General features: G+C 59.9%; 21 protein-coding genes and 1 tRNA gene. 12 read left to right on the forward strand and 10 right to left on the reverse strand.

Going from position 1 to position 25,831, the window contains the following annotated elements; translation table 11 throughout:
• Positions 1 to 221 precede the first annotated feature (221 nt).
• The 5 genes from phbB to NK667_RS11200 all read left to right on the forward strand — a co-directional run bounded on the left by phbB (position 222) and on the right by NK667_RS11200 (position 6,162).
• Positions 222 to 968: an acetoacetyl-CoA reductase gene (gene phbB, locus NK667_RS11180; RefSeq protein ID WP_054614746.1), complete on the forward strand. Its 747-nt coding sequence runs from the start codon at positions 222 to 224 to the stop codon at positions 966 to 968.
• A 57-nt stretch (positions 969 to 1,025) separates the two neighbouring features.
• Complete coding sequence (locus NK667_RS11185; RefSeq protein ID WP_054616249.1) at positions 1,026 to 2,204, forward strand: acetyl-CoA C-acetyltransferase; 1,179 nt, start codon at positions 1,026 to 1,028, stop codon at positions 2,202 to 2,204.
• A 94-nt stretch (positions 2,205 to 2,298) separates the two neighbouring features.
• Entirely contained in the window at positions 2,299 to 4,002 is a 1,704-nt protein-coding gene (gene phaC / locus NK667_RS11190) for a class I poly(R)-hydroxyalkanoic acid synthase (protein ID WP_054614747.1), read from the forward strand.
• 132 nt (positions 4,003 to 4,134) lie between these two features.
• A complete protein-coding gene (locus NK667_RS11195) occupies positions 4,135 to 4,788 on the forward strand; it encodes a hydrolase (protein WP_054045987.1) in 654 nt (217 codons plus the stop codon).
• Between the two features lie 60 nt (positions 4,789 to 4,848).
• Complete coding sequence (locus NK667_RS11200) at positions 4,849 to 6,162, forward strand: OprD family porin (RefSeq protein WP_054614748.1); 1,314 nt, start codon at positions 4,849 to 4,851, stop codon at positions 6,160 to 6,162.
• 648 nt (positions 6,163 to 6,810) lie between these two features.
• Here the strand turns inward: NK667_RS11200 and NK667_RS11205 are convergent.
• Positions 6,811 to 7,455: a hydrolase gene (locus NK667_RS11205; RefSeq protein ID WP_054614749.1), complete on the reverse strand. Its 645-nt coding sequence runs from the start codon at positions 7,453 to 7,455 to the stop codon at positions 6,811 to 6,813.
• Between the two features lie 144 nt (positions 7,456 to 7,599).
• Here NK667_RS11205 and NK667_RS11210 point away from each other — a divergent pair, with 144 nt between their 5' ends.
• Both NK667_RS11210 and NK667_RS11215 read left to right on the forward strand, forming a co-directional pair.
• Positions 7,600 to 8,487 (forward strand): LysR family transcriptional regulator, encoded by an 888-nt coding sequence (locus tag NK667_RS11210; protein WP_054045993.1) that lies wholly within the window; start codon positions 7,600 to 7,602, stop codon positions 8,485 to 8,487.
• Positions 8,488 to 8,653: 166 nt separating this feature from the next.
• Positions 8,654 to 8,857 carry a hypothetical protein gene (locus NK667_RS11215; protein ID WP_083471306.1) on the forward strand — a complete coding sequence of 68 codons (204 nt, stop codon included), beginning with the start codon at positions 8,654 to 8,656 and terminating at the stop codon, positions 8,855 to 8,857.
• A 29-nt stretch (positions 8,858 to 8,886) separates the two neighbouring features.
• Here the strand turns inward: NK667_RS11215 and NK667_RS11220 are convergent.
• From NK667_RS11220 to fdnG, 7 genes are all read right to left on the reverse strand, one after another.
• A tRNA-Sec gene (locus NK667_RS11220) sits at positions 8,887 to 8,982 on the reverse strand.
• Positions 8,983 to 10,887 carry a selenocysteine-specific translation elongation factor gene (gene selB / locus NK667_RS11225; protein WP_054614750.1) on the reverse strand — a complete coding sequence of 635 codons (1,905 nt, stop codon included), beginning with the start codon at positions 10,885 to 10,887 and terminating at the stop codon, positions 8,983 to 8,985. It abuts the tRNA gene before it with no gap.
• Positions 10,884 to 12,290, reverse strand: a complete 1,407-nt coding sequence (gene selA, locus NK667_RS11230) for an L-seryl-tRNA(Sec) selenium transferase (protein WP_054614751.1) — start codon at positions 12,288 to 12,290, stop codon at positions 10,884 to 10,886. Before selA ends, selB begins: the two co-directional genes overlap by 4 nt.
• Before the next feature lie 51 nt (positions 12,291 to 12,341).
• Positions 12,342 to 13,268: a formate dehydrogenase accessory protein FdhE gene (gene fdhE, locus NK667_RS11235; RefSeq protein WP_054614752.1), complete on the reverse strand. Its 927-nt coding sequence runs from the start codon at positions 13,266 to 13,268 to the stop codon at positions 12,342 to 12,344.
• 5 nt (positions 13,269 to 13,273) lie between these two features.
• Positions 13,274 to 13,927, reverse strand: a complete 654-nt coding sequence (locus tag NK667_RS11240; RefSeq protein WP_054614753.1) for a formate dehydrogenase subunit gamma — start codon at positions 13,925 to 13,927, stop codon at positions 13,274 to 13,276.
• Positions 13,924 to 14,859 carry a formate dehydrogenase subunit beta gene (fdxH, locus tag NK667_RS11245; protein ID WP_054614754.1) on the reverse strand — a complete coding sequence of 312 codons (936 nt, stop codon included), beginning with the start codon at positions 14,857 to 14,859 and terminating at the stop codon, positions 13,924 to 13,926. The genes NK667_RS11240 and fdxH overlap by 4 nt, the downstream gene beginning before the upstream one ends.
• Positions 14,860 to 17,925 carry a formate dehydrogenase-N subunit alpha gene (fdnG, locus tag NK667_RS11250; RefSeq protein WP_152980929.1) on the reverse strand — a complete coding sequence of 1,022 codons (3,066 nt, stop codon included), beginning with the start codon at positions 17,923 to 17,925 and terminating at the stop codon, positions 14,860 to 14,862.
• 288 nt (positions 17,926 to 18,213) lie between these two features.
• Between fdnG and NK667_RS11255 the strand changes: the two genes are divergently transcribed.
• The 5 genes from NK667_RS11255 to NK667_RS11280 all read left to right on the forward strand — a co-directional run bounded on the left by NK667_RS11255 (position 18,214) and on the right by NK667_RS11280 (position 23,051).
• Complete coding sequence (locus NK667_RS11255; protein WP_054614757.1) at positions 18,214 to 19,362, forward strand: MalY/PatB family protein; 1,149 nt, start codon at positions 18,214 to 18,216, stop codon at positions 19,360 to 19,362.
• A 241-nt stretch (positions 19,363 to 19,603) separates the two neighbouring features.
• The gene (locus NK667_RS11265; protein ID WP_054046013.1) at positions 19,604 to 20,461 is read left to right on the forward strand and encodes an SDR family oxidoreductase; all 858 of its coding nucleotides are present in this window, start codon (positions 19,604 to 19,606) and stop codon (positions 20,459 to 20,461) included.
• 77 nt (positions 20,462 to 20,538) lie between these two features.
• Positions 20,539 to 21,885 carry a cation:proton antiporter gene (locus NK667_RS11270; protein ID WP_054614758.1) on the forward strand — a complete coding sequence of 449 codons (1,347 nt, stop codon included), beginning with the start codon at positions 20,539 to 20,541 and terminating at the stop codon, positions 21,883 to 21,885.
• A 218-nt stretch (positions 21,886 to 22,103) separates the two neighbouring features.
• The gene (locus NK667_RS11275) at positions 22,104 to 22,313 is read left to right on the forward strand and encodes a hypothetical protein (protein WP_236708584.1); all 210 of its coding nucleotides are present in this window, start codon (positions 22,104 to 22,106) and stop codon (positions 22,311 to 22,313) included.
• 261 nt (positions 22,314 to 22,574) lie between these two features.
• Positions 22,575 to 23,051, forward strand: coding sequence for a hemerythrin domain-containing protein (locus tag NK667_RS11280; RefSeq protein WP_054614760.1), 477 nt, complete (start codon positions 22,575 to 22,577; stop codon positions 23,049 to 23,051).
• 171 nt (positions 23,052 to 23,222) lie between these two features.
• Here NK667_RS11280 and NK667_RS11285 read toward each other — a convergent pair whose 3' ends face one another.
• Together NK667_RS11285 and NK667_RS11290 are read right to left on the reverse strand one after the other, a co-directional pair.
• A complete protein-coding gene (locus NK667_RS11285) occupies positions 23,223 to 23,759 on the reverse strand; it encodes a hypothetical protein (RefSeq protein ID WP_054614761.1) in 537 nt (178 codons plus the stop codon).
• 73 nt (positions 23,760 to 23,832) lie between these two features.
• Positions 23,833 to 25,755 carry a hybrid sensor histidine kinase/response regulator gene (locus tag NK667_RS11290; protein WP_054614762.1) on the reverse strand — a complete coding sequence of 641 codons (1,923 nt, stop codon included), beginning with the start codon at positions 25,753 to 25,755 and terminating at the stop codon, positions 23,833 to 23,835.
• Between the last annotated feature and the right edge of the window lie 76 nt (positions 25,756 to 25,831).

Consider the following 25,831-nt stretch of genomic DNA (forward strand, 5'->3'; position numbering starts at 1 on the left):
GGAACCGGACATCCTGTCCGGAGCCATTACCGATCTGCGTTGAATCAAAGAATATCGGGCCGCTCAATGTCGAGTGTTGATCCCAGTATAGGTATTCCTCGTTTTTAACCACGTTTGGCACCGTTGGACACCACACCGTCACCTCACAACACTTCCGCAGGCCCCGGTAATACCGAACAATCCCCCATCTTGCAGCGCAAAAGAAAAAAGGGAAGAAGTCTATGAAGTCGCTTGGTCGTATTGCGTTGGTAACCGGTGGTATGGGTGGGATTGGTACGGCGATCAGTCAGCGTCTTTACAAGGAAGGTTTCAGAGTTGTGGTGGGGTGCAGCGCTGATTCCGCGCGCAAGAACGAATGGGCCGCGACTCAGTTGGCAGCCGGTTTTGAGTTCGAGTTTGTCTACGGCGACATCACTGACTGGGAATCAACCCGCAAGGCATTCGAAATGGTCAGGGAGACGGTTGGCCCGGTCGATGTGCTGGTCAACAACGCCGGCATAACCCGGGATGCCTCGTTTCGCAAACTCACCCACGAAGACTGGAATGCGGTAATCGGCACCAACCTGACCGGCCTGTTCAACACCACCAAACAGGTGATTGAAGGCATGTTGAGCAAAGGCTGGGGACGCGTAATCAACATCTCCTCCATCAACGGCCAGCGCGGCCAGTTCGGCCAGACCAACTACAGCGCGGCCAAGGCCGGCATCCACGGCTTCACCATGGCGCTGGCGCGGGAAGTGTCCGCCAAGGGCGTGACCGTCAACACCGTGTCGCCGGGCTACATCCAGACCAGCATGACCGCCGCCATTCGCCCGGACATCCTCGACAGCATGATCGCGGCCACGCCGGTCGGTCGCCTCGGCCAACCCGAGGAAATCGCCTCCATCGTCGCCTGGCTGGCATCCGATGAGTCGGCCTACAGCACCGGTGCCGACTTCTCGGTCAACGGCGGCATGAACATGCAGTAACCCGCGCGGGGCATGGAGGCCCTGCTGCCGTTCGATACATTCCTGATGAGGTCACGCATGAACGAAGTCGTAATCGTTGCCGCTACTCGTACCGCCATTGGCAGCTTCCAGGGTGCCTTGTCCGCGATTCCGGCCACCGAACTGGGCGCGGCGCTGATTCGCCGCTTGCTCGAACAGACCGGGATTAACGGCGAACAGATCGATGAAGTGATCCTCGGCCAGGTGCTCAGCGCCGGGTCGGGGCAAAACCCGGCCCGCCAGACCGCGATCAAGGCCGGCCTGCCCTTCACCACGCCCGCCATGACCTTGAACAAGGTCTGTGGTTCCGGGCTCAAGGCTGTGCAACTGGCGGTCCAGGCGATTCGCTGTGGCGACGCCGAGCTGGTGATTGCCGGTGGCCAGGAAAACATGAGCCTGGCGCCTTACGTCCTGCCCAAGGCCCGCACCGGTTTGCGTTTGGGTCACGCGCAATTGCAGGACAGCGTGATTCAGGACGGTTTGTGGGACGCCTTCAACGACTACCACATGGGCATCACCGCGGAGAATCTGGCGCAGAAGTACAGCCTCAGCCGTGAACAGCAAGACACCTTCGCCGCCGCCTCACAGCAGAAGGCCGCCGCGGCCATTGAAGCCGGTTACTTCAAGCGCGAAATCACCCCGATTCTGATTCCCCAGCGTAAAGGTGAGCCGCTGGCCTTCGACACCGATGAGCAGCCGCGCCCGGACAGCAGCCTCGCGTCCCTGGGCAAGCTCAAACCGGCGTTCCAGAAAGATGGCAGCGTCACCGCCGGCAATTCATCGACCCTCAACGATGGCGCCGCCGTGCTGTTGCTGGCCAGTGCCGCCAAGGCCCAGGCGCTGGGATTACCCGTGCTGGCGCGGATCAAGGCTTACGCCAGTGCCGGCGTGGACCCGTCGATCATGGGCATCGGCCCAGTGCCGGCCACCCTCCGGGTGCTGGAAAAGGCCGATTGGAGCCTTGATGACCTGGACCTGATCGAAGCCAATGAAGCCTTCGCCGCGCAGTCACTGGCAGTCGGCAAGGAACTGGGCTGGGACACCAGCAAAGTCAACGTCAACGGCGGTGCGATTGCCCTCGGCCATCCGATCGGCGCATCAGGCGCGCGGATTCTGGTGTCGCTGCTGTTTGAGCTGATTCGTCGCGATGGCCACAAAGGTTTGGCCACGTTGTGCATCGGTGGCGGTCAAGGCGTCAGCCTGGTCATCGAGCGCTAGTCACACCGAACTGCTTGCCTTAGCTACTGACGCGGCACCTTACACGGTGTCGCGCTTTTTTCTGCCCGCTTGATCTTTGTGGGCAAGGAGTTCCATGGATAACAATGCGCACACGTTCAACACTTTCTGGTCTGGCCAGGTTCCGTTCATTGCGTCCTTTGCAGTGCAACAATTACGCCTGTGGGTCAGCACCAATCCGTGGTTCACAGGGCAGGAATACAACGACTGGTTCGACCTGCCCCGTGGCACCCTCGACAACCTGCAGTCCGACTATCAACTGCAATGGGGCGACCTCGGTCAGCGCCTGATGACCGGCCAGCCGTTCACGTTTGAGGATCGGCGTTTCGCCAGCGGTGCCTGGAGCCAACCGCTGTTTGGTTCGCTGGCGGCGTTTTACCTGCTCAACGCCGGTTTCATGCTGAAGCTGCTGGACAAGCTGCCGATCAAGGAAAAAAAACCGCGTCAGCGCCTGTTGTACCTGGTCGAGCAAGCCATTGCCGCCGGGGCGCCGAGCAACTTCCTCGTCAGTAACCCGGATGCTTTGCAACGGGTGGCCGACACCCAGGGCGCCAGCCTGATCACAGGGATGCTGCACCTGGCCAACGACCTGCAAGAAGGCAAGATGCGTCAGTGCGACAGCAATGCGTTCAAGGTCGGCGTGGATTTGGCCACCACCCCCGGCGAAGTGGTGTTCGAGAACGAATTGTTTCAGTTGATCCAGTACTACCCGCAAACCGAAACCCAGTACCGGCGCCCGGTGTTCGTGGTGCCACCGTCGATCAACAAGTACTACATCCTTGATTTGCGCCCCGACAACTCAATGATCGGTCACCTGTTGCAGCAAGGGCATCCGGTATTCCTGATGTCCTGGCGCAACTTCGACCAGGCACATGCCGGCACCACTTGGGACGACCTGATCGAAACCGGCATCATCAAAGGCTTGCAAGTCACCCGCGACATCAGCGGCGAGCAACGGCCCAATTGCGTCGGCTTCTGCATCGGCGGCACGCTGTTAAGCACGGCGCTGGCGGTACTGGCCGCGCGCGGTGATAAAGACATCGCCAGCGTCAGCCTGCTGACCACTTTCCTCGATTACCTCGACACCGGCCCCATCGACATCTTCGTCGACGAACAACTGGTGGCTTACCGCGAGCGCACCATCGGTGGGAAGGACGGCCCGATCGGCCTGTTCAAGGGCGAGGACATGGGCAATACCTTCTCGCTGCTGCGGCCCAATGATTTGTGGTGGAACTACAACGTCGACAAATACCTCAAGGGCCTGAAGCCGACGGCCCTGGACCTGTTGTTCTGGAACAACGACAGCACCAACCTGCCCGGCCCGATGTACTGCTGGTATTTGCGCCACACCTACCTGCAGAACGACCTGAAATCCGGTGAGCTGGATTGCTGCGGCGTCAAACTCGACCTGCGGGCCATCGAAGCGCCGGCGTACATTCTCGCCACCCACGACGACCATATCGTGCCGTGGAGAAGCGCCTACGCCAGCACCGAATTGCTTGGCGGTACCAAACGTTTCGTGCTCGGGGCCTCGGGGCACATCGCCGGGGTGATCAATCCGCCGGCCAATCAGAAACGTCACTACTGGACCAACAACCGCGTGAGCAAAAAACCGGACACCTGGTTCATGAATGCCCAGCAACATTCCGGTAGCTGGTGGAACGACTGGTTCGTCTGGCTGGCCGAACACGCCGGCGAGCGCCAGCCTTCGGCGCTGCACACCGGCAATGCACAATACCCGGCGCTGGAGTCGGCACCGGGGCGCTATGTGATGCAATGATCCACCGCCCTGCGCGATAGATGACCGTCGCGCAGGGCTCGCACCCAGCACAAAACACAGCACACCCACTCAATATCCCCGCCCGAATCTGCGCAACCATGAGCCTTCACTCACTCCCGTAAGGACCTCGTGATGGCCATTGCAAAAGCAGTTCCCGGCAAAACCCTGCTCACCCCTACCGATCACACCTTGATCATGATCGATCACCAGTCGCAGATGTCCTTTGCGACCAAGTCCATCGATGCCGTGACCCTGCGCAATAACGCCGCACTGGTGGCCAAGGCTGCACGCGGCTTCAAAGTCTCGACCATTCTTACCACCGTCGCCGAGAAGAGCTTTTCCGGGCCGATCTTCGACGAGATCAAGTCAGTGTTCCCAGAACACAACGTGATCGACCGCACCAGCATGAACACCTGGGAAGACGAGCGCATCGCGGTTGAAGTCAACAAGTTCGGCAAGCAGAAAATCGTGCTCGCCGGTCTGTGGACTTCCGTGTGCATCGTCGGCCCGGCGTTGTCGGCTATCGATCAGGGTTTCGAGGTTTATTTCATCGCCGATGCTTGTGGCGATGTGTCCATCGAAGCCCATGAAATGGCGATTCAACGCATGATCCAGCTCGGCGCGCGGCCGATGACTTCGTTGCAATACCTACTGGAACTGCAACGCGACTGGGCTCGCACCGAGACCTACGAAGAAACCGTGAAAACCTCCATCGCCAATGGCGGCTCGTATGGCCTGGGGCTGATCTACGCGAAAACCATGTTCGGCGCGTCCGAAGGTCATTAAGCAACATCAGCGACTGCGTGATTTGCTCGCGCAGTCGCTGCCCCTCGTGGTGATCGATCGATGATGTTTTCCGTACAACACCGCATTGTTTATTTGTCGATACTGTTCGCCGGCACCGCCCTGGCGGATGAACCGGCGCCCACAGGTTTTCTAGAGGGCGCAACGCTTGGGGTGTTGAGTCGCAACTTCTACCTCAACAGCGACTATCGAACGCCCTCACCCTCTGGCAAAAGCTACAAAGCTGAATGGGCTCAAGGGTTTATTGGCACTTTTGAATCCGGTTTCACCGAAGGCACGATTGGCGTTGGGCTCGACGCCCATGGCTTTTTCGGGCTCAAGCTTGATGGCGGCAGAGGTCATTCAGGCACCGGACTGCTGCCGGTGGGTGATGACGGTCGCAGTGACAGCAACTACTCCAGTGGTGGCGGCGCGATCAAGTTCAAGGCATCTCGCACTACTTTGGCCTTCGGCGAAATGACCGTGGAAACCCCGGTGTTCGATACGTCGGACAAACGACTGCAACCGGAATACGCCACGGGTTTTCTCATGGACAGCCGGGAAATCGACGGCATGAATCTGGTGGCGGGGCACTTTACGGCGTTCAAGAACCAGGACAGTTCATCGCCCAAGGATGACTTTTATGGCTACGGTGCGAATACCGAGGCTGGCGGGATTTCCTTTCTCGGGGCCGATTTGTTCACCAACAGCCCCGTGGGCGGCGCGTTGTATGCCTCCGAATTGAGCGACACCTGGCATCAGTACTACGGCAATCTGCACCTGAAGCAATCGGATGTGTTTCTCGACGCGAATCTGTATCACACGCAGGACACCGGCCGGGCGTTGGCGGGGGCAATCGACAACACGGCCTACAGCTTGTCGGGCAAATACAGCCTCGGCGCGCATGGATTTACCCTCGCCTATCAACAAATCGACGGTGACACGCCGTTCGATTTCGTTGGTGGCGACTCCATCTACCTGGCCAACTCGATCAAATACGCCGACTTCAACGGCGCCCATGAACGTTCCTGGCAGGCGCGCTACGACCTCGACCTGGGTGCGTTTGGCATTCCGGGGCTGAAGTTCATGACCCGCTACGTGACCGGACGCGATATTGACGGCACCCATGCGCCGAAAGGTGGCGCCTACAACCCGTTCGATGGGGACAGCGGCGAGTACGTACCGCAGCAAGGGGACGGCGGAAAACATTGGGAACGCGACATCGACTTGCACTACGTCGTGCAATCCGGAACCGCCAAGGGCTTGTCCCTGCAACTGTCCCACGTCTCGCACCGAGGCAACACCGCCCAGGCGGGCGATGACATCGACCGGGTCTACGTCGTCATCCAATACCCACTGACCTTCGGGCCATTCTGATTCACCCCAAATCCCTGTAGGAGCGAGGCTTGCCCGCGAAGCCGGCGGCACATTCAACATCGCCGTGTCAGACAAATCGCCTTCGCGAGCAGGCTCGCTCCCACAGGGGAAATGCAGCGGTCATGGGATCGGATTTCACATAGATCAAAATGTGGGAGCGAGCCTGCTCGCGAAAGCGGTAGTTCAGACAATATCTTTGTCGCCTGACACTCCCCCTTCGCGAGCAAGCCCGCTCCCACAGGGGAATTGTAGCGATCACAGGATTGGGTTTCACACAGACCAAAATGTGGGAATGGTGGCGGTCGCGGGATCGGGTTCTCACACAGACCAAAAATGTGGGAGCGGGCTTGCTCGCGAAAGCGGTGGTCCAGGCAACATCTCTGTCGACAGACACTCCGCCATCGCGAGCAAGCTCGCTCCCACAGGGGAATTGTAGCGATCACAGGATTGGGTTTCACACAGACCAAAATGTGGGTACGGCTGCGGTCACAAGATTGGGTTTTACGCAGGACAAAATGTGGGAGCGGGCTTGCTCGCGAAGGCGGTGGATCAGGCAACATGGCTGTCGACTGACACTCCCCCCTCCGCGAGCAAGCCCGCTCCCACCGCTTTGGCCCTGTATTGAATTCAGGGCCGGTGATCGTTCGCTTATTTGACCTGACGTTGCGGGGCCTTATGCACCATGGTGTAGGCGTAGTCCACGCCCATGCCGTAGGCGCCGCTGTGTTCGCGTACCAGTTCCATCACTGCGTCGTAGGTTTCTTTGTGAGCCCAGTCGCGTTGGTATTCGAGCAGTACTTGTTGCCAGGTCACCGGCACCGCGCCGGCCTGGATCATCCGCTGCACGGACATGTCGTGGGCTTCCTTGGTGGTGCCGCCGGACGCGTCGGTGACGATGTACACCTCGTAGCCTTCAGCCAGGGCTTCCAGCGCCGGGAAGTTCAGGCAGACCTCAGTCCACAGTGCCGCCATGATCAGCTTTTTGCGCCCGGTGGCTTTGACCGCAGAAACCAGCGCCTTGTCTTCCCAGGAGTTCATCGAGGTGCGCTCGATTGGCTGTTGTTCCGGGAACACACCGAGCAATTCCGGCCAGATGAAACCACTGAAGCTTTCGGTTTCCACCGAGGTCAGGATGGTCGGCACGTTGAAGATCTTCGCCGTCTTGGCCAATGCCACGGTGTTGTTCTTCAGGGTCTGGCGATCAATCGATTGCACGCCGAAGGACATCTGCGGCTGGTGGTCGATCAGGATCAGGGCGGAGTTGGTTGGGTTGAGCAATTCACGGATGGACATGGCGAGTTCCTTTTGATGTCGATGAGTTTTGTTTAATGGGTTAGTCGCTGTTTGTTGGCGGCTTGGTTGCTAATTTAGGCCCTAGCCATAAAAGGAACAATTCCCTAAAATCGGGAATCATTGATTCCAAATTAGGGACAATCCTTGGACCGTATCGAATGCATGCGCGCGTTTATCGTGACCGTCGGTGAAAACGGCTTCGCTGCCGCAGCCCGGGCGATGGATGTACCGCGCTCAAAAGTCAGCAAACAGATTCAGGCACTGGAAGAAGCCATCGGTGTGCAACTGCTGCAACGCACCACCCGCAGCCTGCACCTGACCGAGGCCGGTGCCGAGTATTACGATGCAGCGCGGGAGCTGATCGCCTCGCTGGACGAGGCCGAACAACGGGCCCGTGATGGCGTCGGTGAATTGCGTGGCGTGCTGCGGATCAACGCGCCGATGTCCTTCGGGTTGCGGCGTCTGGGGCCGCTGATCCCGGTGTTCCATGAACTGCACCCAAACATCGAGCTGCAACTGGTGCTGAGTGATCAGCAAGTGGACCCGGTGCGCGGCGGTTTCGACGTAACGCTGCGGATTGCGAGCATGCCCGACTCATCCATGGTCGCCCGCCTGTTGGCCCCGGCGCCGCGAATCATGGTGGCCTCGCCGGCCTACCTGAAACGTGCCGGCACGCCACAAGTGCCCAAGGACCTGACCAACCATCAATGCTTGAATTACGGCTATCTGCAAAGCGGCGTCAGCCTGCAATTGAGCAACGGCAAGGACACGCAACGGGTCAACGTCACCGGGCCGTTGCACGCCAACAACGGCGATTTGCTCGCCCAGGCCGCCGAAGCCGGAATGGGCATCGCCCTGCTCCCGGATTTCATTGTCGAAGAGGCGCTAGCCGCAGGTCGGCTGGTGTCGGTGCTGTGCGAATGGCAGGCGCCGCCGATCACCATCAACGCGGTTTACCCGTCCGCGCGGCGCGTGCCGCAGAAGACCCGCACGTTTATTGATTTCCTGATCAAGGAATTGGCACCACGGTGAGACTGAAGCAAGCCCCCAGCAGCGATTTGTCGCATGAATGCCGTCCGCTATTCCAAATCAAGCTTAAAACCTGTCAGATCTGACAGTTCACTGATTCTTGACCGAGTGGGAAAATCCCGGCTGCCCAGTCATCTGGATCGGGTGGAGACTCACGGGGAAAGGAATCATGGAGCATATTGTTGATTTGCACGGTACTGCCCAAACCGATCAAGACGCACGAAACAAGGCTTCGCAGGTGCTCGCCAAACGAGGTTTTCGGGTGGCGATCTCAAAGGTGGAGATGCGTCCAGAAACGTATGCAGCAACCGTTTTCTATCAGTACGAACAAGATCCTGGTAATGATCCTGATCGTAATCGGAATGCAAGTTGATGATGAGTGGGTCCTGGCCACGGTGAAACTGGCGGAAGGCAGCCGGAGTCGAACCTGCCCGGGAACGGATGCCGTCCCCAACCGGGTTTGAAGCCCGGCCGCGCCACCGGGCGCGATTGCCTTCCTTATTCGTTGGCCTGTGCCAAGGCACTGTCGAGGCGGATCTGGCGCCGGTCACCAAGGCGTCGGGTCAGGCCGATCCGGTCGAAATATTCAAGAATCTGCACGCTGCGCTTGCGCCCCAAACCCACGGCATCACGAAACGCCGCGACCTCGATCACCGGGTTTTCACCGGCCAGTTGCAACAGCATAGCCGCCAATCGGCGCAGCGCCGCGTCGGTGTAGAACAGGTCGCGCACTACTTGGTGCAGTAACCCGAGACGCGCCATTTTTCGCAGCAGCAGGCGCACCACCACTTCGTCATGCCCCAGGTCACGCACCCATGGCGGATTGAAGCCTGCCTGTTCAAATGTTGGCTGCAATTGTTGCCACAAGGCTTCGTCGTCGGCACTCAGGCGCACTTGATGATCGGGCAGATGCAGCCACGCTCCACTGCTGAGCACCACACCGCTGGCCAGTAACTCGTCGAGCAGGCTGATGAACGTCGGACGGTCGAGCACGGAGCCCGAGAACCGGCGCAGGCGATCGCGGTCCGGGCCCATCTGATCCGGTTCCAGTTGATGGAAGCGTGCGAGGTGTTCCAGCAGCATTGGTTTGAAAGATTCCCAGCGTTCGGCGCTGAATAACAGCGGCCCTTGGCGGGTGCTGATAAGACGCACGTCGTCGGGCAAGACCCAGCTATCGCGAGGACGGTTGAACTGACGTTCGAGGCGTTGCGGATCAAGTCCGATGTCGCTGTGGGCCAGCAGCGCAGGCATGACAGCTTCAAGACTGTCGGTGCTGGCGAGCGCCTGTAGTTGTGCCAATCGCTCGGGACTGCGGCGGTGGCGGCTCGGTGCAAACGGATCGAGCACCCGCCCACCGCCGAGGGTGCGTTGGGCGCTTTGGTCGCGCAGGATCAGCGGATCGCCCTTCACTGCGTGTACCGGCGCATTCAACAGCAACTGCGCGAACATCCGCTCGCCGGGTGCCAGGCTCGGTCCTTCCAGTAATGCCACTCGCCCGGTCACGTCTTGCGTGCCGAGGTGCACGTGCACCGGGTGAAAGTGCGCAAACGCAATGACTTCGCTGGGCAACAGGCGCATCTCGATATCCAGTCGCTGGGTCGGCGCGTGCAGCCACTCGGCGAGCAGCCATTGGCCGCGGTGAATCTGTTCCAGGTTCAGGCGTTCGGCGCTCAGGTTCAACGCCACCCGTTGCCCGGCGAATGCATGGTTGGCAGCTTGATTCTGCGCATGCAGGCCTCGTATTCGCACCGGTTTACCCAACGGTCCGAGCAGCAACGTATCGCCCACGGCCACCGAACCCGACAACGCCGTGCCCGTCACCACAATACCGGCGCCGGCAACCTTGAAGGCACGGTCAATTGCCAGTCGAAACCCGCCGCTTTTACTGCGTTGCAGGACGTGTTTTTGCTCAGTGAGCAGCGCTTCACGCAGCGTCCCGATACCGTCGCCAGTGACACTCGACAGCACAATCATCGGCGCGCCGGCATACGGTCCAGGTGCGAGCAATTTTTCGACTTGAAATCTGACTGATTCGACTCGGTCCGGCTCAACCCGATCACACTTGGTTATCGCCACCAACGCCCGAGGAATCCCCAGCAACTCGACAATCGCCAGATGCTCGCGAGTCTGTGGCATCACGCCGTCATCTGCCGCCACCACCAACAGCACCAGATCGATCCCTTGTGCCCCGGCGAGCATGTTGTGGGTGAAGCGCTCATGCCCCGGCACGTCGATAAACCCGGTCAGTTCCGCCCCCGGCTCCAGCGCCGCGTAGAGGTAACCCAGATCGATGGTCATGCCACGCTCACGCTCTTCGCGACGTCGATCCCCCGCCTGACCGGTCAGCGCCTCAAGCAACAACGTCTTGCCATGGTCGATGTGCCCTGCAGTGCCGACGATCACCCTTCCCTTCCTTTCAGTTGATCAAGCTGCGCCAGCCACGCCGCTTCGTCGTCCAGTTGCCGCAAGTCCAGCCACAACGCGTCGTCATCGATGCGCCCGAGCACCGGAATCGGCAAGCCCCGGAGCGCTGCTTCCAGCCCATTCAAGGTTCGACCGCGCAAGCGTTTGGAAGCCACCGGCCGCAGACACAACGCCGCGCTCGGCAGACGCGCCACCGGTTGGCTGCCGCTGCCAATCATGCCCAGCGCCGGCACCGCGCTGACATTCCAGCCTTCGCCCAACACCCGCGCCAATGAAGGTTGCAGGCGTTCGGCCTGGGCGAGGATGTCGGCTTGAGGTCGGGTCAACAGGCGCAGGCTCGGCAAGCGTTCGGCGAGTCGATCAGGGTCACGGTACAAACCCAACACCGCTTCCAGCGCCGCCAACGTCAGTTTGTCGACCCGTAATGCACGCTTGAGTGGGTTCTTCTTGATCTTCGCGATCAAGTCCTTGCGCCCGACAATCAGCCCGGCCTGCGGACCACCCAGCAACTTGTCGCCACTAAACGTCACGATGTCCGCGCCATCCAGCAGCGCCTGGCGCACCGTGGGCTCAGCCGGCAGGCCCCACCGCGTCAAATCCAGCAAACTGCCGCTGCCCAAGTCTTCCAGCAACGGCAACGCATGCTTGTGCGCCAACTCGGCCAGTTCCGCCGTCGGCACGCGGGTGGTGAAACCGGATATCGCGTAGTTGCTCGCGTGCACGCGCATGATCAAGCCACTGCGCAGGCCGATAACCGCTTCATAGTCCCTGGCGTGGGTGCGATTGGTGGTGCCGACTTCAACCAGTTTCACCCCGGCCCGGGCCATGATGTCGGGGATGCGAAACGCGCCGCCGATTTCAATCAGCTCACCCCGAGAAATGATGCCTTCCTTGCGCGCACCCAGGCTGTTGAGGGTCAGCAGCACGGCGGCGGCGTTGTTATTGACCACGGTGACCGCTTCGGCGCCGGTCAACTCGCGGATCAGGCCTTCGATCAGGTCGTCACGGTCGCCGCGCTTGCCGCTGTGCAGGTCGAATTCCAGATTGATTGGATAGCGCGCCGCCATTTGCAAGGCTTCGATGGCTTCGTCCGGCAGCAACGCACGCCCCAGATTGGTGTGCAAAACCGTGCCGGTGAGGTTGAACACCCGGCGCACATGGCTGCGATGCTGCGCTATCAGCCGTTCGCCCGCCCTGCCTGCCAGCACTTCAGGCGCGATCTCGACGGCCGCCAGTTGTCCCGACAAAACCGGTTCGCGCAAGTCATCCAGTAACTGCCGCAGACTCGCCAGCAACGCATCCCGCCCGTAGCGCTCAGCCAGTGGCCGGCACGCCGGATGGCGCAATAAACTGTCGATGGAAGGCAGGCGCAGGTTGGACATCGGTAGCTCCGCAAAGCAATGAACCGTCGCGCCTGAGTGTAGACGTTGGGTTCATTCGCCTCCGGGAGCCAACAACAGATTCGGCGCCAGGCGCTGATAGCCTTCCTGCTCCAGGCGCATATCCAGCAGCAGGCTGGTCAGGTCGGTCGACAACGGCTCGGCCTCGGCATCGTTTTCCAGATACAGCAGTTTCAGATAGCTGTTGCAGCCGGGGCAGACTTCCGCACGCAACGGCGCCTGATCTGCTGCATAGCGATCATCATCCAGGCTGACGTATTCCAGGCCTTTGCTCTGCTCGCAATACACGCACTTGACCCGAACCACATGCCATTCACAGGCACACAGCGAACACACCAGATAGCGCAAACCGTTGAACTTGCCGCGATGGCGAATCACCCCGGCCATGGCCGGCGACCCACAGGCCGGGCACTGGCTAAGGCTATCGCCAGGCTTGAGTTCCAGGTTCGGCGTGTCCAGCAACCAATGACTCCACGCCACTTGCAGCGCAGCGCCGAGAAACGGCACCACCTCTGCCGGCAGCAACGTGAACTGACCGCTGACCAACGCAACCGCCCAGGCCTTGAGCTGTCCGGGATTGGCACCCAGCAACGTGTTGATCGCGCTTTTGACCGCCGGCTGTGGCGGTGGCTTATAGCGCAGCAACAGCGCGTACAGAAACGGCATCCAATCACCCTCACGCACCAGACTGTCAGCGGCGAACGGCGGCAAACCGTGTTGCTGGCAGGCTTTCAAGCGTTCGGGGTCTGGCATTTCATCAACCGGCAAGTCATCCAGCATTTCCTGTTGCAGATGACACAACCCGGCCATCAGTCGCAGGTAATCAGCGAGCGGATGCCCCTCGGCCAACCGCTCCAGCCCCTGCGCGCGCAAGGTGAACAGGTTGCGCGGTGGCAGGTGCAGAAACGGCGGCGAACTGGCCGCCGCTTCAATCTGTCCAGGCTCAAGAATCGTCGCCAAGGTGTTTATCCTTTTTTGCTGATCGGCCGTTCGGGATGTTCGTCGCGGGTCACTTCGCGATACCAGAGTTCATGGTGCTTCCTGGCCCAGGCGCGGCTGACCCAACCGTGGACCATCGCGCTGATGGAGCCCTTGATCCAGATCCCGGCGTAGATGTGAATGATGATGCTCAACACCAGCACAAACCCCGCCAGCGCATGCAACAGCATGGCCCAGCGAATCGTGGTGATGCCGAAATACACGCTGAAGTACGCGCGCCAGATCACCAACCCTGTGAACAACAACCCTAACATGCATAACAGCAGCGTCCAGAACAGCAGCTTCTGCCCGGGGTTGTACTTGCCAATCGGTGGCACGCCCTCCTCTTCATTCTTGATCACCCGATCGATGCGCTTGAGCCACAGCCCATCGTTGTGAATGAAGAAGTTGGCCCGCCAGAAACGAATCACCAAGCCGAGGAACAGCACGAACATCAGCACGCCCATGAACGGATGCAAAATCCGCGTCCACGGCCCGCCGCCAAACAGGTTGCTCAGCCAGAACAACGCCGGATGAAACAACGCCAGCCCCGACAGTGCGGCCATGAAAAACAGGATCGCCACCAACCAGTGATTGGTCCGCTGGTTGGCGGTGTAGCGCAGGATCTGCTTGCGGATCATGGTCTGTCCTCCCCGCGCGGATCAAAGGTGTGCACCGATGGATCGACTTCATGCACCGCCGGATCCTTGAACGGCGGCAGTTCATCCTCTTCGACGATTTGCGGGCCGATGCGCACGTAATGGAAGAACCCGGCCAGCACCGCCAGGCCCATGGCCAGCAAGCCCAGGGGTTTGCTCACGCCTTTCCACAACCCCACCAATGGGCTGATTTCCGGGTCCTTCGCCAGCCCGGCGTACAGCTGCGGCGTGTCGGCATGGTGCAGCACGTACATCACGTGGGTGCCGCCAACCCCGGCCGGGTCGTACAGGCCGGCGTTCTCAAAGCCACGGCTCTTGAGATCGACGATGCGCTCGGCGGCGTGTTCCTTCATGTCTTCCTTGGTGCCGAAGACGATGGCGCCGGTCGGGCAGGTTTTCACGCAGGCCGGTTCCAGCCCCACGGCGACCCGGTCCGAACACAGCGTGCACTTGTAGGCCTTGTGGTCCTTTTGCGAAATGCGTGGAATGTTGAACGGGCACCCGGTGATGCAATAGCCGCAGCCGATGCAATGGTCCTGATCGAAATCCACGATGCCGTTGGCGTGCTTGATGATCGCCCCAGGGCTGGGGCACGCCGCCAGGCAACCGGGCTCGGCGCAGTGCATGCAGCCGTCCTTGCGGATCAGCCATTCAAGGTTGCCGGCGTCGGTTTCGTGCTCGGTGAAGCGCATCAGGGTCCAGGTTTCCGCCGTCAGGTCCTGGGGATTGTCGTAGGTGCCGAGGTTATGGCCGACGTCATCGCGCAACTCGTTCCATTCCGAGCAGGCGACCTGACAGGCCTTGCAGCCGATGCACTTGGTGGTGTCGATCAACTTCGCCACTTCCTCCTGATTACGCGCCGAGGGTGGCACGGTGGTGGTGGCCGAACGGGCGATGATGTCTTGGCTGGCCATTTAGACTTTCTCCACGTTGACCAGGAATGACTTGGATTCCGGGGTCTGGGAATTACCATCGCCGAGGAACGGCACCAGGGTGTTGGTGAGATAGCCGTGACGCGTCAACCCGGTAAACCCCCAATGCAACGGGATGCCGATGTGGTGCACCACCTGGCCGTTGACCTGCAACGGACGAATGCGCTTGGTCACCACCGCCACCGCTTCGATAAAGCCTCGCTTACTGCTGACCCGCACCTTGTCGCCGGCGACGATGCCTTTCTCCTTCGCCAACACTTCGCCGATCTCGACGAACTGCTCCGGCTGCGCGATCGCGTTGAGCTTGCAGTGCTTGCTCCAGAAGTGGAAATGCTCGGTCAGCCGATAACTCGTCGCGGCGTAGGGGTAATCCTTGGCCACGCCAAGGGTGTCCCAGACGGAATCGAAGATCCGCGCCGCCGGGTTGCTGGTGGCTTTCTTGTTGTTTGGGTGCAGCGGATTGATGCCGATCGGGGTTTCGAACGGCTCGTAATGCTCGGGGAATGGACCTTCGTTCATTTTGTCCACGGCGAAAAACCGCGCCACGCCTTCGGGGTTCATGATGAACGGGTTCATCCCGGCGTCCGGTGCCGAATCGACCTTGAAGTCCGGCACATCAGTGCCTGCCCAGGCCTTGCCGTTCCACCACACCAGGCGTTTTTTCTCGTCCCACGGTTTGCCTTGCGGGTCGGCGGAGGCGCGGTTGTAAAGAATCCGCCGATTCGCCGGCCAGGCCCAGGCCCAGCCGAGGTGCTGTTTCATGCCATACGGATCGCTGTTGTCGCGGCGGGCCATCTGGTTACCACTTTCGGTCCAGCTGCCACAGAAAATCCAGCAGCCGGACGCGGTGCTGCCGTCGTCCTTGAGCTGGGCGAAACCGGCCAGCTGTGAATTGCCCTTGATCGCCGCGCCGGTGGCATCGCTGAAATCCATGGTGGCGTTGCCGTTGATTTCCTTGGCCAGTTCTTCCGGCGAAGGCTCGTCGGGAATCTTGTACGGCCAGGACAGTTTCAGGATCGGCTCGGGATACGCCCCGCCCTGCGCCTGATAACGCTTGCGCAGGCGCAGGAACAATTCGCCCATGATCTTGATGTCGGTCAGTGCTTCGCCCGGACCATCAGCGCCTTTCCAGTGCCATTGCAGCCAGCGACTGCTGTTGACCAGCGAGCCGTCCTCTTCGGCGAAACAGGTGGTCGGCAGGCGAATGACTTCGGTCTGGATATCGGCGCTGGTCACGTCGTTGTACGGCCCGACGTTTTTCCAGAACTCCGAGGTTTCGGTGGACAGCGGGTCCATCACCACCAGCCATTTGAGCTTGGCCAGTGCCGCCATCACGCGGTTTTTGTCCGGCAACGCGGCAATCGGGTTGAAGCCCTGGCACATGTAGCCGTTGACCTTGCCCTGGCCCATCAGGTCGAACATTTTCAGGATGTCGTAGTTGGGGATGTCGAGTTTCGGCAAGTAGTCGTAGGCCCAATGGTTCTCGGCGGTGGCGTTGCTGCCGTACCAGGACTTCATCAGGCTGACGTGGAACTTGCTGTAGTTCTGCCAGTACGACAGCTGCCCCGGCCGCAAGGGTTTTTGCGTGCGTTTGGTGATGTAGGCGTCGTAATCCTGCTCGGCGTCCAGGCCCAGCGTCAGGTAACCGGGCAGCGAGTTGGAGAGCAAGCCGAGGTCGGTCAGGCCCTGAATGTTCGAGTGCCCACGCAACGCATTGACCCCGCCGCCGGGCATGCCGACGTTGCCCAGCAGCAATTGCACCATCGCCGCGCTGCGGATGATCTGCGAGCCGATGGAATGCTGGGTCCAGCCCAAGGCGTAGAGAATCGTCATGGTCTTGCCCGGTTGCGAGCAGGTGGCGATTTCTTCCCAGATTTTCTTGATCGCCTCCACCGGCATGCCGCAGATCTGGCTCGCCAGGTCGATGTTGTAGCGGCTGTAGTGGGTTTTCATCAGTTGATAGACGCATTGCGGGTCTTGTAGGGTCGGGTCGACCTTGGCAAAACCATCCTCGCCGATTTCATAGCCCCAGCCGGACTTGTCGGTGTACAGGCGTTTTTCCGCGTCGTAGCCGCTGAAAATCCCGTCCTCGAAGCCGTACCCGGCTTTGACGATGAACGATACGTCGGTGTAGTTGCGCACGTACTCGTGCTGGATTTTGTCTTCGGTCAGCAGGTAATTGATCAGCCCGCCCATGAAGGCAATGTCGGTGCCGGTACGGATCGGCGCGTAATAGTCGGCCACGGACGCGGTACGGGTGAATCGCGGATCGACCACGATCAGTCTCGCCTTGTTGTGCGCCTTGGCTTCGGTCACCCATTTGAAACCACACGGGTGCGCTTCTGCTGCGTTGCCGCCCATCACCAGAATCAGGTTCGCGTTGGCGATATCGGTCCAGGTATTGGTCATGGCACCACGGCCGTACGTCGGGGCAAGACTTGCCACCGTCGGACCGTGTCAGACACGCGCCTGGTTATCGAACCCCAGCATGCCGAGACTGCGGATCACTTTGTGGGTGATGTAGCCCGCTTCGTTGGACGCCGCCGACGCCGCGAGAAACCCGGTGGTCAGCCAGCGATTCACCGTTTGGCCCTGGGCGTTCTTCTCGATGAAGTTGGTGTCGCGGTCGGCCTTCATCAGATCGGCCACGCGGTCCAGCGCTTCGTCCCAGGAGATCCGCGTCCATTCGGTGCTGCCCGGCTTGCGCACTTGCGGGTATTGCAAGCGGCTGGGGCTGTGAATGAAGTCCAGCAGACCCGCGCCTTTCGGGCACAGGGTGCCACGGTTGACGGGGTGATCGGCGTCGCCTTCGACGTGGATGATGCTCTGGCTGACGTTTTTCGCCTGGTCGCCCTGGCTGTACATGATCAAGCCGCAACCCACGGAGCAATATGGGCAGGTGTTGCGGGTTTCATGGGTGTGGGCGAGTTTGAAATGACGCACTTGCTCGGCAAAGGCTGGCGCCGGGAGCATGCCCAGCGCGCCAAGGCTCGAGCCCGCAAGGCCGATACCGGCGACCTTGAAGAACTGACGACGGTTGAGGTCCATCGTGCACTCCTGTTTTCTGGACAAATACATTTCAAACTCTAGGCCAGTGAAACGGCGCCCCAGATGAAAACCGACCGTCGGCACAACACCGATCTAAATGTGGGAGCGGGCTTGCTCGCGAAAGCGGCTTTACATTCAACATCATTGCTGACTGACCCGCCGCCTTCGCGAGCAAGCCCGCTCCCACAGGGGATGGTGTCCTGATTATTTTTGTGAGGTGGCTCCAGAGCCGACCGCAGGGGCTTATCATGCCGCCATGATTAACCCCCACCCTTTATGAGACTGAGCATGACCTTCGATTTCGATCAGGTGTTCGACCGCCACGCAACCGGCAGTACCAAATGGAGCCGTTACCCGGCCGACGTGTTGCCGATGTGGGTCGCGGACATGGATTTCGCCGCGCCGCCGGTGATTATCCAGGCCCTGCAAAAACGCCTGGAACACCCGTTGCTCGGCTACAGCGTGGCCCCGGACACCCTGCGTGACGCCATCGTCGCCGACCTCTGGAACAAGTACGCATGGCGCGTCCAGCCGCAAGAAATCGTGTTTCTGCCGGGTGTGGAATCGGGTTTCAACATGGCGCTGAATGCGTTGGTCGAGCCACAACAGAACGTCGTGGTGCAGACGCCCAACTATCCGCCTCTGCGGCATGCGCCGGGACATTGGGGCCTGAACAAGGTTGAGCTGGAATTTGACACCCAGGCCGACGGTTCCTACGCCACGCCGCTGGAAGCATTGCGCGAATCCCTGAGCGGTGGCGGCGCGCTGTTGCTGAGCAATCCGCACAACCCGCTGGGCAAAGTGTTCCCGCGCGAAGAACTGCAAGCCGTGGCGGATATCTGCCTGCAACAGGACGCCTGGATCATCTCCGACGAGATCCACGCCGAGCTGTGTTACGACGGGCGCGTACACATTCCTACCGCCTCGCTGAGCCCGGAGGTCGCCAAACGCACCATCACGCTGATGTCGGCGAGCAAGGCGTACAACATCGCCGGTTTGAAGACCTCGTTCATGATCATTCAGGACCCGGCGCTGCTGTCGCGGGTCAACCATGCCCGTTGCGGTCTGGTGGACAGCGTCAACCCGCTGGGCCTGGAAGCTACGCGTGTGGCCTACACCGAGGGTGGACCGTGGCTCGCCGAGCTGATGACTTATCTGCACGGCAACCGTGACTATCTGGTGGACGCGGTGCGCACGCGCTTGCCGGGCGTGACCATCAACGTGCCACAAGGCACTTACCTGGCGTGGCTCGATTGCTCGGCGCTGGGGTTGGACGATCCGCAGCGGTTCTTCCTTGAACAGGCCAAGGTCGGTTTGAGCGCTGGCCTGGATTTCGGTGATCACAGCAAACAGTTCGTGCGCCTGAACTTCGGCTGCCCTCGGGCATTGCTGGAAGAAGGGATTGCGCGTATCGAGCGCAGTTTGCTCAACAAGTGAAAATCCCCCCCTGTGGGAGCGGGCTTGCTCGCGAAGGCGGTGTGTCAGTGGATATAAATGCTGATTGATACGACGCTTTCGCGAGCAAGCCCGCTCCCACAGGGGATTTGTGTGCTTTGTGATATTTGCGTTCCAAATCCGTCATCTGAAATCCAACCGAACTCCACGCAAAAGGCCAGGGTCAACCCTCCAGGAGCGGCATCCGCCCTCGCCTTTTTTGCCTCGAGACTGGAGATCGATGATGACTGACTATCCAAAACCGCCCTTCGCGAAACAGGCCCAACCCGTACCCGGCTCGCAAAAGAAAATGGACCCGTATCCCGACTGCGGCGAGCAGAGCTACAAGGGTTCCGGCCGGCTGGAAGGCAAGATCGCCCTGATCACCGGCGGCGACAGCGGTATCGGGCGCGCCGTGGCGATTGCGTTCGCCCGGGAAGGCGCCGACGTGGCCATCGCCTATCTGAATGAACACGAAGACGCCGAAGAAACCGCGCGCTGGGTCGAACAGGCCGGGCGTCAATGCCTGCTGCTGCCCGGCGATCTGGCGCAAAAAGCCCAGTGCTACGACATTGTCAGCAAGACCGTCGAGCGCTTTGGCCACATCGACGTGCTGGTCAATAACGCAGCGTTCCAGATGACCCACCAGAATTTTGAAGACATCCCCGATGAAGAATGGGTGATGACCTTCGACGTCAACATCACCGCTATCTTCAGGATTTGCCAGGCAGCGCTGAAACACATGAAGTCCGGTGGCTCGATCATCAACACCAGTTCGGTCAACTCCGACATGCCCAAACCAACCCTCCTGCCCTACGCCACCACCAAGGGCGCCATCGCCAACTTCACTGGCGGCCTGGCGCAGATGCTCGGGCCGAAAGGCATCCGCGTAAACAGCGTGGCGCCCGGCCCGATCTGGACGCCGCTGATCGTCTCGACCATGACCGATGAGGAAGTGCAGAACTTTGGCGGCGAAACACCACTCGGGCGGCCGGGACAACCGGTGGAAGTCGCGCCGATTTATGTGCTGCTGGCCTCGGACGAAGCCAGCTACATCACCGGCCAGCGCTACGGCGTGACCGGCGGCAAACCGATCCTTTAAATGGAACCTGCCACCCCCTCCAGAACTCAACTCTTTACAGGCCTTCCCACGGCGGGCCCACCCAGCGAGAATACGGAATGAGCTTCACTTTATGGGTGGCTGTATTGGGTGCGGTGCTGTTGACGCTCGCACTGACCTCGTCGTTTCTGCGCTGGATGCCGGTGACCACTTCGGCCGTCTGTCTGGCGCTGGGAGTGGGCATCGGTCCGGCGGGCATGGATTTGCTTAAGCTGGACATTAAGGACGCGTCTAACTGGATGGAGCACCTGACGGAAGTCGCGGTGCTCTTCTCGCTGTTTGTCTGCGGCTTGAAGTTGCGTCTGCCGCTGAGGGATCGCAGGTGGCGAGTCGCGTTCGGGCTCGCCGGGCCGGTGATGCTGCTGAGTATTGCTGGTGTGAGCCTGTTGCTGCACTACGGCCTGGATCTGGCGTGGGGGCCGTCGATGTTGATCGGCGCGATCCTCGCACCTACCGACCCGGTGCTGGCAGCCTTGGTGCAGGTCAATGACGCCAAGGACTACGACCCGGTGCGCTTCGGGCTCTCGGGTGAAGCGGGTCTGAACGACGGTGTCGCATTTCCTTTCGTGATCCTCGGTTTGTTATTTTTGCAGCAGAGCGGCAGTTCCAGCGCCTGGCTCGATGACTGGGCCTTGAAAAGCCTGTTGTGGGCGGTGCCTGCCGGGTTGCTGACCGGTTATTGGATGGGCCACGGCATCGGTCGCGTGACGTTGTCGATGCGTATCCGCAATGCGGACAGCACCTTCTCCCCCAATGATTACCTGACCCTGGCACTGATCGCCCTGGCCTATGTGGCGGCCGAATCGATCCACGGCTACGGCTTCCTGTCGGTGTTCGCCGCGGGTTTGGGCCTGCGCCAGGCCGAGGTCAAATCCACCGGCGACACCCAGACCCCGGCCGAGCATTTGGTGCAACCCGTGGTCGGCCATCAGAACGTCGAGCCCGAGGCGGCGGTGCATGGTGACGTCGCCAATCTGGAAGACACCCAGGTCGCGGCTGGCATCATGATGGGCGACATGCTCGCCTTCGGCAGCCTGGTGGAACGGGCCATGGAAGTGTTTTTGGTGACGCTGCTCGGGGTAGTGCTGGTGACGCATTGGGACTGGCGCGCACTCGTGATTGCGGCGGTGTTGTTCTGCGTGATTCGACCCTTGAGCGTGTGGCTTATTCCCTGGGGAGGCTTGCTCGACCGGCGGCAACGTTCATTGATCGGCTGGTTCGGGATTCGCGGCATCGGTAGTTTTTATTACCTGTTCTACGCGCTGAACCATGACCTCCCCGCGTCTGTGGCGACCCTGTGTACTGACCTGACGCTGTCAGTGGTGGCGTTGAGCATCCTGATTCACGGCATCAGCACCCAGCCAATGCTGGCGTGGTATGAGCGCAAGAATCATCCAGAAAACTGATTGATTTTTACGATAGCAAGCTATGTATCCATCCATTTTCCAACCCGAAAATAATGAAATTACTTAGGGGCGCATGCAGTCACAAGAATATCCGGCCCCGCGTGGGCCCCCAAAATCAGGTGAACGTTATGCAGTACTCCTCGGCCCCGTTGCATCCTCAAGCCTGCCGCGACTTTGCACTCGAATGTAATCGCCAGTTGTTTGAGGATGCGCATCTGTTGAGCCAGGAGGCCTTTGAACTGCTGGAGAAAGCCGAGCTGGATGCCGAATTGTTCACCCATTACCAGGCCCTGCGGTACAAGGCTGATATGAAATTCGAGGAAGCGATCGATCATCTGCGTTTGATCGAGGAAGAGTTTCCGTCGGCAGAGAGGTTGGCTTTGCTGCGCTCGAAGTCATCTGGCGAGGGTTTTGATTCGCGGGCTTGAACCAGTAAAAAAGATCGCCGCCTTCGGTAGGAGCTACCGAAGGCGGCGATTTTTTATTTCAGGGCTGCGATTTGCATTGAGCAGCCTCGTCAATTCATGCACCTTGCACGGCAAAAATCTTCAGCGCTCCTCGCAAGTTTTTGTTTTAACTCTATTTTTGTCTCAGTAGAAATCAGGCACAGGAAATGCTCTTGAACTGTAAGCGACTGACGGCAACCCGATCGTCTGCGCTGCCCAGTGATTAAACCAAGAGGTTCGACCATGAACGCCATTGACCTGTTGAAAGCCGACCACGAACGCGTAAAAGGCATCCTTGGCCAGTTGAGTGAGTCCACGGAGCGCGCAGTCAAAAAACGCACGGAGTTGATCGCCAAGCTGGAAATGGAGATCACCATCCACACGCGTCTGGAAGAAGAAGTGCTCTACCCCGCCTACAAGAAGGCCGGTGGTAAAGAGCAGGAAGTCATGTACTACGAAGCCAAGGAAGAACACCGGACCGTGGATTCCCTGGTGTTGCCAGACCTGAAAACCACCGATCCTTCGACGCCCGAGTTCTCGGGCCGGGTGAAAGTGGTCAAGGAACTGCTGGAACACCACATCGAGGAAGAAGAAACCGAGATGTTCCCACAAGCCAAAAAGCTGCTGGGCAAAGCCACATTGGAAGAACTGGGGCAGCAGATGGAAATGCTCAAGGTTCAATACAAGAAGGAAATGACGGCGGCTAATCTGGCGGCGTGATGCTTGTAACACTCAACCATGGCAAGGGAGATCGCTGTGGTGAAGGGGCTTGCTGTGGCGAGGGGGCTTGCCCCCGTTGGACTGCGCAGCAGTCCCTTCTTTTAGGGCCGCTTCGCAGCCCAGCGGGAGCAAGCTCCCTCGCCACAAAAGCCTTCCCCACCAATATTTATCTCAACCCCCAGGATTCGTGACCTGGATGTAGAACGAGTAACTGCCCAGCAACATCCAGAACGTCGCAAAAATCCACGGCGTGCGCACCGAAAATAACAGCGACTTGCGATAACCCTTGTGGCTCGACTCCGTTTCTGCGAACAGCGGCGACTCGTCGTAGGCCAAGCCCATCAGCGGCTCGCTGTCCAGCAATTGGCTTTGCTTGAAGTGCCAGTGATCGATGATGTCGTATGCGGCCCGAATGCCCGGCCAGGCGTTCAACGAACTGAGCACGCCCAGCAACGCCAGAAACGGTGGCACCACCAGCGTGAACAACTTGCCCCACTCGGGATTGAGGTTGGACATACAGGACGCGAAGGCGATCACCAGAAACGATTGCGCTGCCAGATAGGCATCGGTGCGGTTGGCCAGAATGCTGGTTTCGTACTGGATTTCCCGGCGATAGAAGTCCAGGCGTTCCTTGGGTGAACCGAACATCTTGGCGTTGTGTTCGTTCAGGGCTTCTTCAGCCAGGGAGTCAGTCAGGATTCTTGGCACAGTGCTCACACATAGAGTGGAAAGCATTTAGAAGAGTTCTGCACTGGCAAAGTTCAGCCCGATTTCCTCGTTGTCATTTCATCGCCTGCGCAATGATCTCGACCAAATGCAGTTGGGTAAACGGTTTGGACAAGCGCGGTAGTTCAGTCACGAAGCCTTCCAGGCGGTCGGCGTAACCGGTGGCCAGGATAATCGGCAGGTCCGGTTTCTGTGCCCGAATGGCCTGTGCCAGCTGCGCGCCATTCATTTGCGGCATGGCCATGTCGGTGATGACCAGATCAATGTTTTGGCCGCTGTCGAACGCTTGCAGCGCCTGCGCACCGGATGCCGCACTGATCACCCGATGCCCGAGATCCTCAAGCAGCAAACTGGTGCTGGTCAGTACCAGGCTGTCGTCATCCACGACCAGCACACTGAGCCCCGGTATGGTCGACATGGCCGGCGTCTCGATAACAGGTGCTCGCACTGCGCCGGGGGTTGCGACGGGCAACCAGAGTTCGGCGGTCGTTCCAGCGCCCTTCTGGCTCTTGAGAATGAACCTTCCGCCCAACTGCGCGATAAAGCCGTGAACCATCGACAATCCCAGCCCGGTGCCTTTGCCCACGCCTTTGGTGGTGAAAAAAGGATCCGTCGCCGACGCCAGCGTAGTCTGATCCATGCCCTCCCCGGTATCGGCGACACTCAGGCACACATACCGACCGACCGGTAAGGATGACCGGGCCGGATCGCTGACCTGTTCGTTGCGGGCACTGATGACAATTTTGCCGCCGTCGGGCATGGCATCACGGGCGTTGGTCGCCAGATTCAGCACCGCCAGTTCAAGTTGATTGAGGTCGGCCGCAGCAGGTTCAAGGTCGGGCGCGAAGCAGGTTTCGAGATTCACTGCCGGCCCCAGGGAGCTGCGTAGCAGGCCGGTGATCCCTTGAATCAGCGCCGGGATTTCGACCGATTCGGTCTTGAGTTCCTGGCGCCGGGCGAAGGCCAGCATGCGCTGGGTCAGAGACACGCCACGCAAGGCTCCCTGCGTGGCGTTATCCAGCAAGCGCAAGATTTTCGGATCGTCCGACACGCGTTTACGCACGATTTCCAGATTACCGAGGATCACCGTCAGCAGGTTGTTGAAGTCGTGGGCAATCCCGCCACTGAGTTGGCCAATGGCCTGCATCTTTTGCGCCTGGAACAGCGCTTCGCGGGTTTGCTCAAGGGCCTGCTGGGCTTGCGTCACTTCGGTGATATCGCGGGTGATCTTGGCGAAACCGAGCAACGTCCCCGTCTCGCCCCAAATCGGGTCCACCACGACATGGGCGAAGAACTGTGTCCCGTCCTTGCGCAGGCGCCAGGCCTTGTTTTCGAAGCGACCTTCCCGCGTAGCTGTCGCCAGCGCTCGTTGCGGCTCGCCGGCGTCTCGGTCTGCGGGGGTGTAGAACATCGAAAAATGCTTGCCGATGACTTCTTCCGGCCGGTAACCCTTGATGCGCTGGGCGCCAAGGTTCCAGTTGGTCAGGTATCCATCCGGGGAAAGCATGTAGATCGCGTAGTCGGTGACGCTCTGAACCAGCAAACGAAACTGTTGCTCGCTTTGCTTGAGGGTTTCTTCGGCCATTTTGCGGTCGGTCAGGTCTCGGGTGATCTTGGCGAAACCCACTAGCGTGCCCGACGGGTCGATAATCGGATCGATCACCACATGCGACCAGAACAGCGTGCCGTCCTTGCGCACCCGCCAGCCTTCACCCTCGAAACGCCCTTCCGTCCTCGCCGTCTCCAGCGCGCGCTGGGGCAGACCGGCCAGACGATCGGCCTCGGTATAGAAGCGCGAAAAATGCTGGCCGAGAATCTCCGCCTCTTCATAGCCCTTGAAACGCCGGGCACCGGCATTCCAGCTGGTAATGATGCCATCGGGATCGATCATGTAGATCGCATAATCCACCACGGAATCGATCAGCTGACGAAATCGGCTGTCCTCGATAGCCTTGGTTTTTGTCCGATCACCGCTCATTGATCCCTCCCGACGTTATTGTTCTGTGGAGTATGCGACAAACCAAAGGATAGGACAGCCGTAATACCCAGGCCTC

Origin of the sequence: Pseudomonas nunensis (assembly GCF_024296925.1) — a bacterium.
GTDB classification, from domain to species: Bacteria; Pseudomonadota; Gammaproteobacteria; order Pseudomonadales; family Pseudomonadaceae; genus Aquipseudomonas; species Aquipseudomonas nunensis.

Coding starts and splice junctions, on each gene's coding strand:
- NK667_RS11265 (WP_054046013.1), top strand. CDS start 19,604: ATGACTGACTATCCAAAACCGCCCTTCGCGAAACAGGCCCAACCCGTA.
- phbB (WP_054614746.1), top strand. CDS start 222: ATGAAGTCGCTTGGTCGTATTGCGTTGGTAACCGGTGGTATGGGTGGG.
- NK667_RS11280 (WP_054614760.1), top strand. CDS start 22,575: ATGAACGCCATTGACCTGTTGAAAGCCGACCACGAACGCGTAAAAGGC.
- NK667_RS11215 (WP_083471306.1), top strand. CDS start 8,654: ATGGAGCATATTGTTGATTTGCACGGTACTGCCCAAACCGATCAAGAC.
- phaC (WP_054614747.1), top strand. CDS start 2,299: ATGGATAACAATGCGCACACGTTCAACACTTTCTGGTCTGGCCAGGTT.
- NK667_RS11205 (WP_054614749.1), bottom strand. CDS start 7,455: ATGTCCATCCGTGAATTGCTCAACCCAACCAACTCCGCCCTGATCCTG.
- NK667_RS11185 (WP_054616249.1), top strand. CDS start 1,026: ATGAACGAAGTCGTAATCGTTGCCGCTACTCGTACCGCCATTGGCAGC.
- NK667_RS11195 (WP_054045987.1), top strand. CDS start 4,135: ATGGCCATTGCAAAAGCAGTTCCCGGCAAAACCCTGCTCACCCCTACC.
- NK667_RS11200 (WP_054614748.1), top strand. CDS start 4,849: ATGATGTTTTCCGTACAACACCGCATTGTTTATTTGTCGATACTGTTC.
- NK667_RS11255 (WP_054614757.1), top strand. CDS start 18,214: ATGACCTTCGATTTCGATCAGGTGTTCGACCGCCACGCAACCGGCAGT.
- selA (WP_054614751.1), bottom strand. CDS start 12,290: ATGTCCAACCTGCGCCTGCCTTCCATCGACAGTTTATTGCGCCATCCG.
- fdxH (WP_054614754.1), bottom strand. CDS start 14,859: ATGGCCAGCCAAGACATCATCGCCCGTTCGGCCACCACCACCGTGCCA.
- NK667_RS11240 (WP_054614753.1), bottom strand. CDS start 13,927: ATGATCCGCAAGCAGATCCTGCGCTACACCGCCAACCAGCGGACCAAT.
- NK667_RS11270 (WP_054614758.1), top strand. CDS start 20,539: ATGAGCTTCACTTTATGGGTGGCTGTATTGGGTGCGGTGCTGTTGACG.
- NK667_RS11290 (WP_054614762.1), bottom strand. CDS start 25,755: ATGAGCGGTGATCGGACAAAAACCAAGGCTATCGAGGACAGCCGATTT.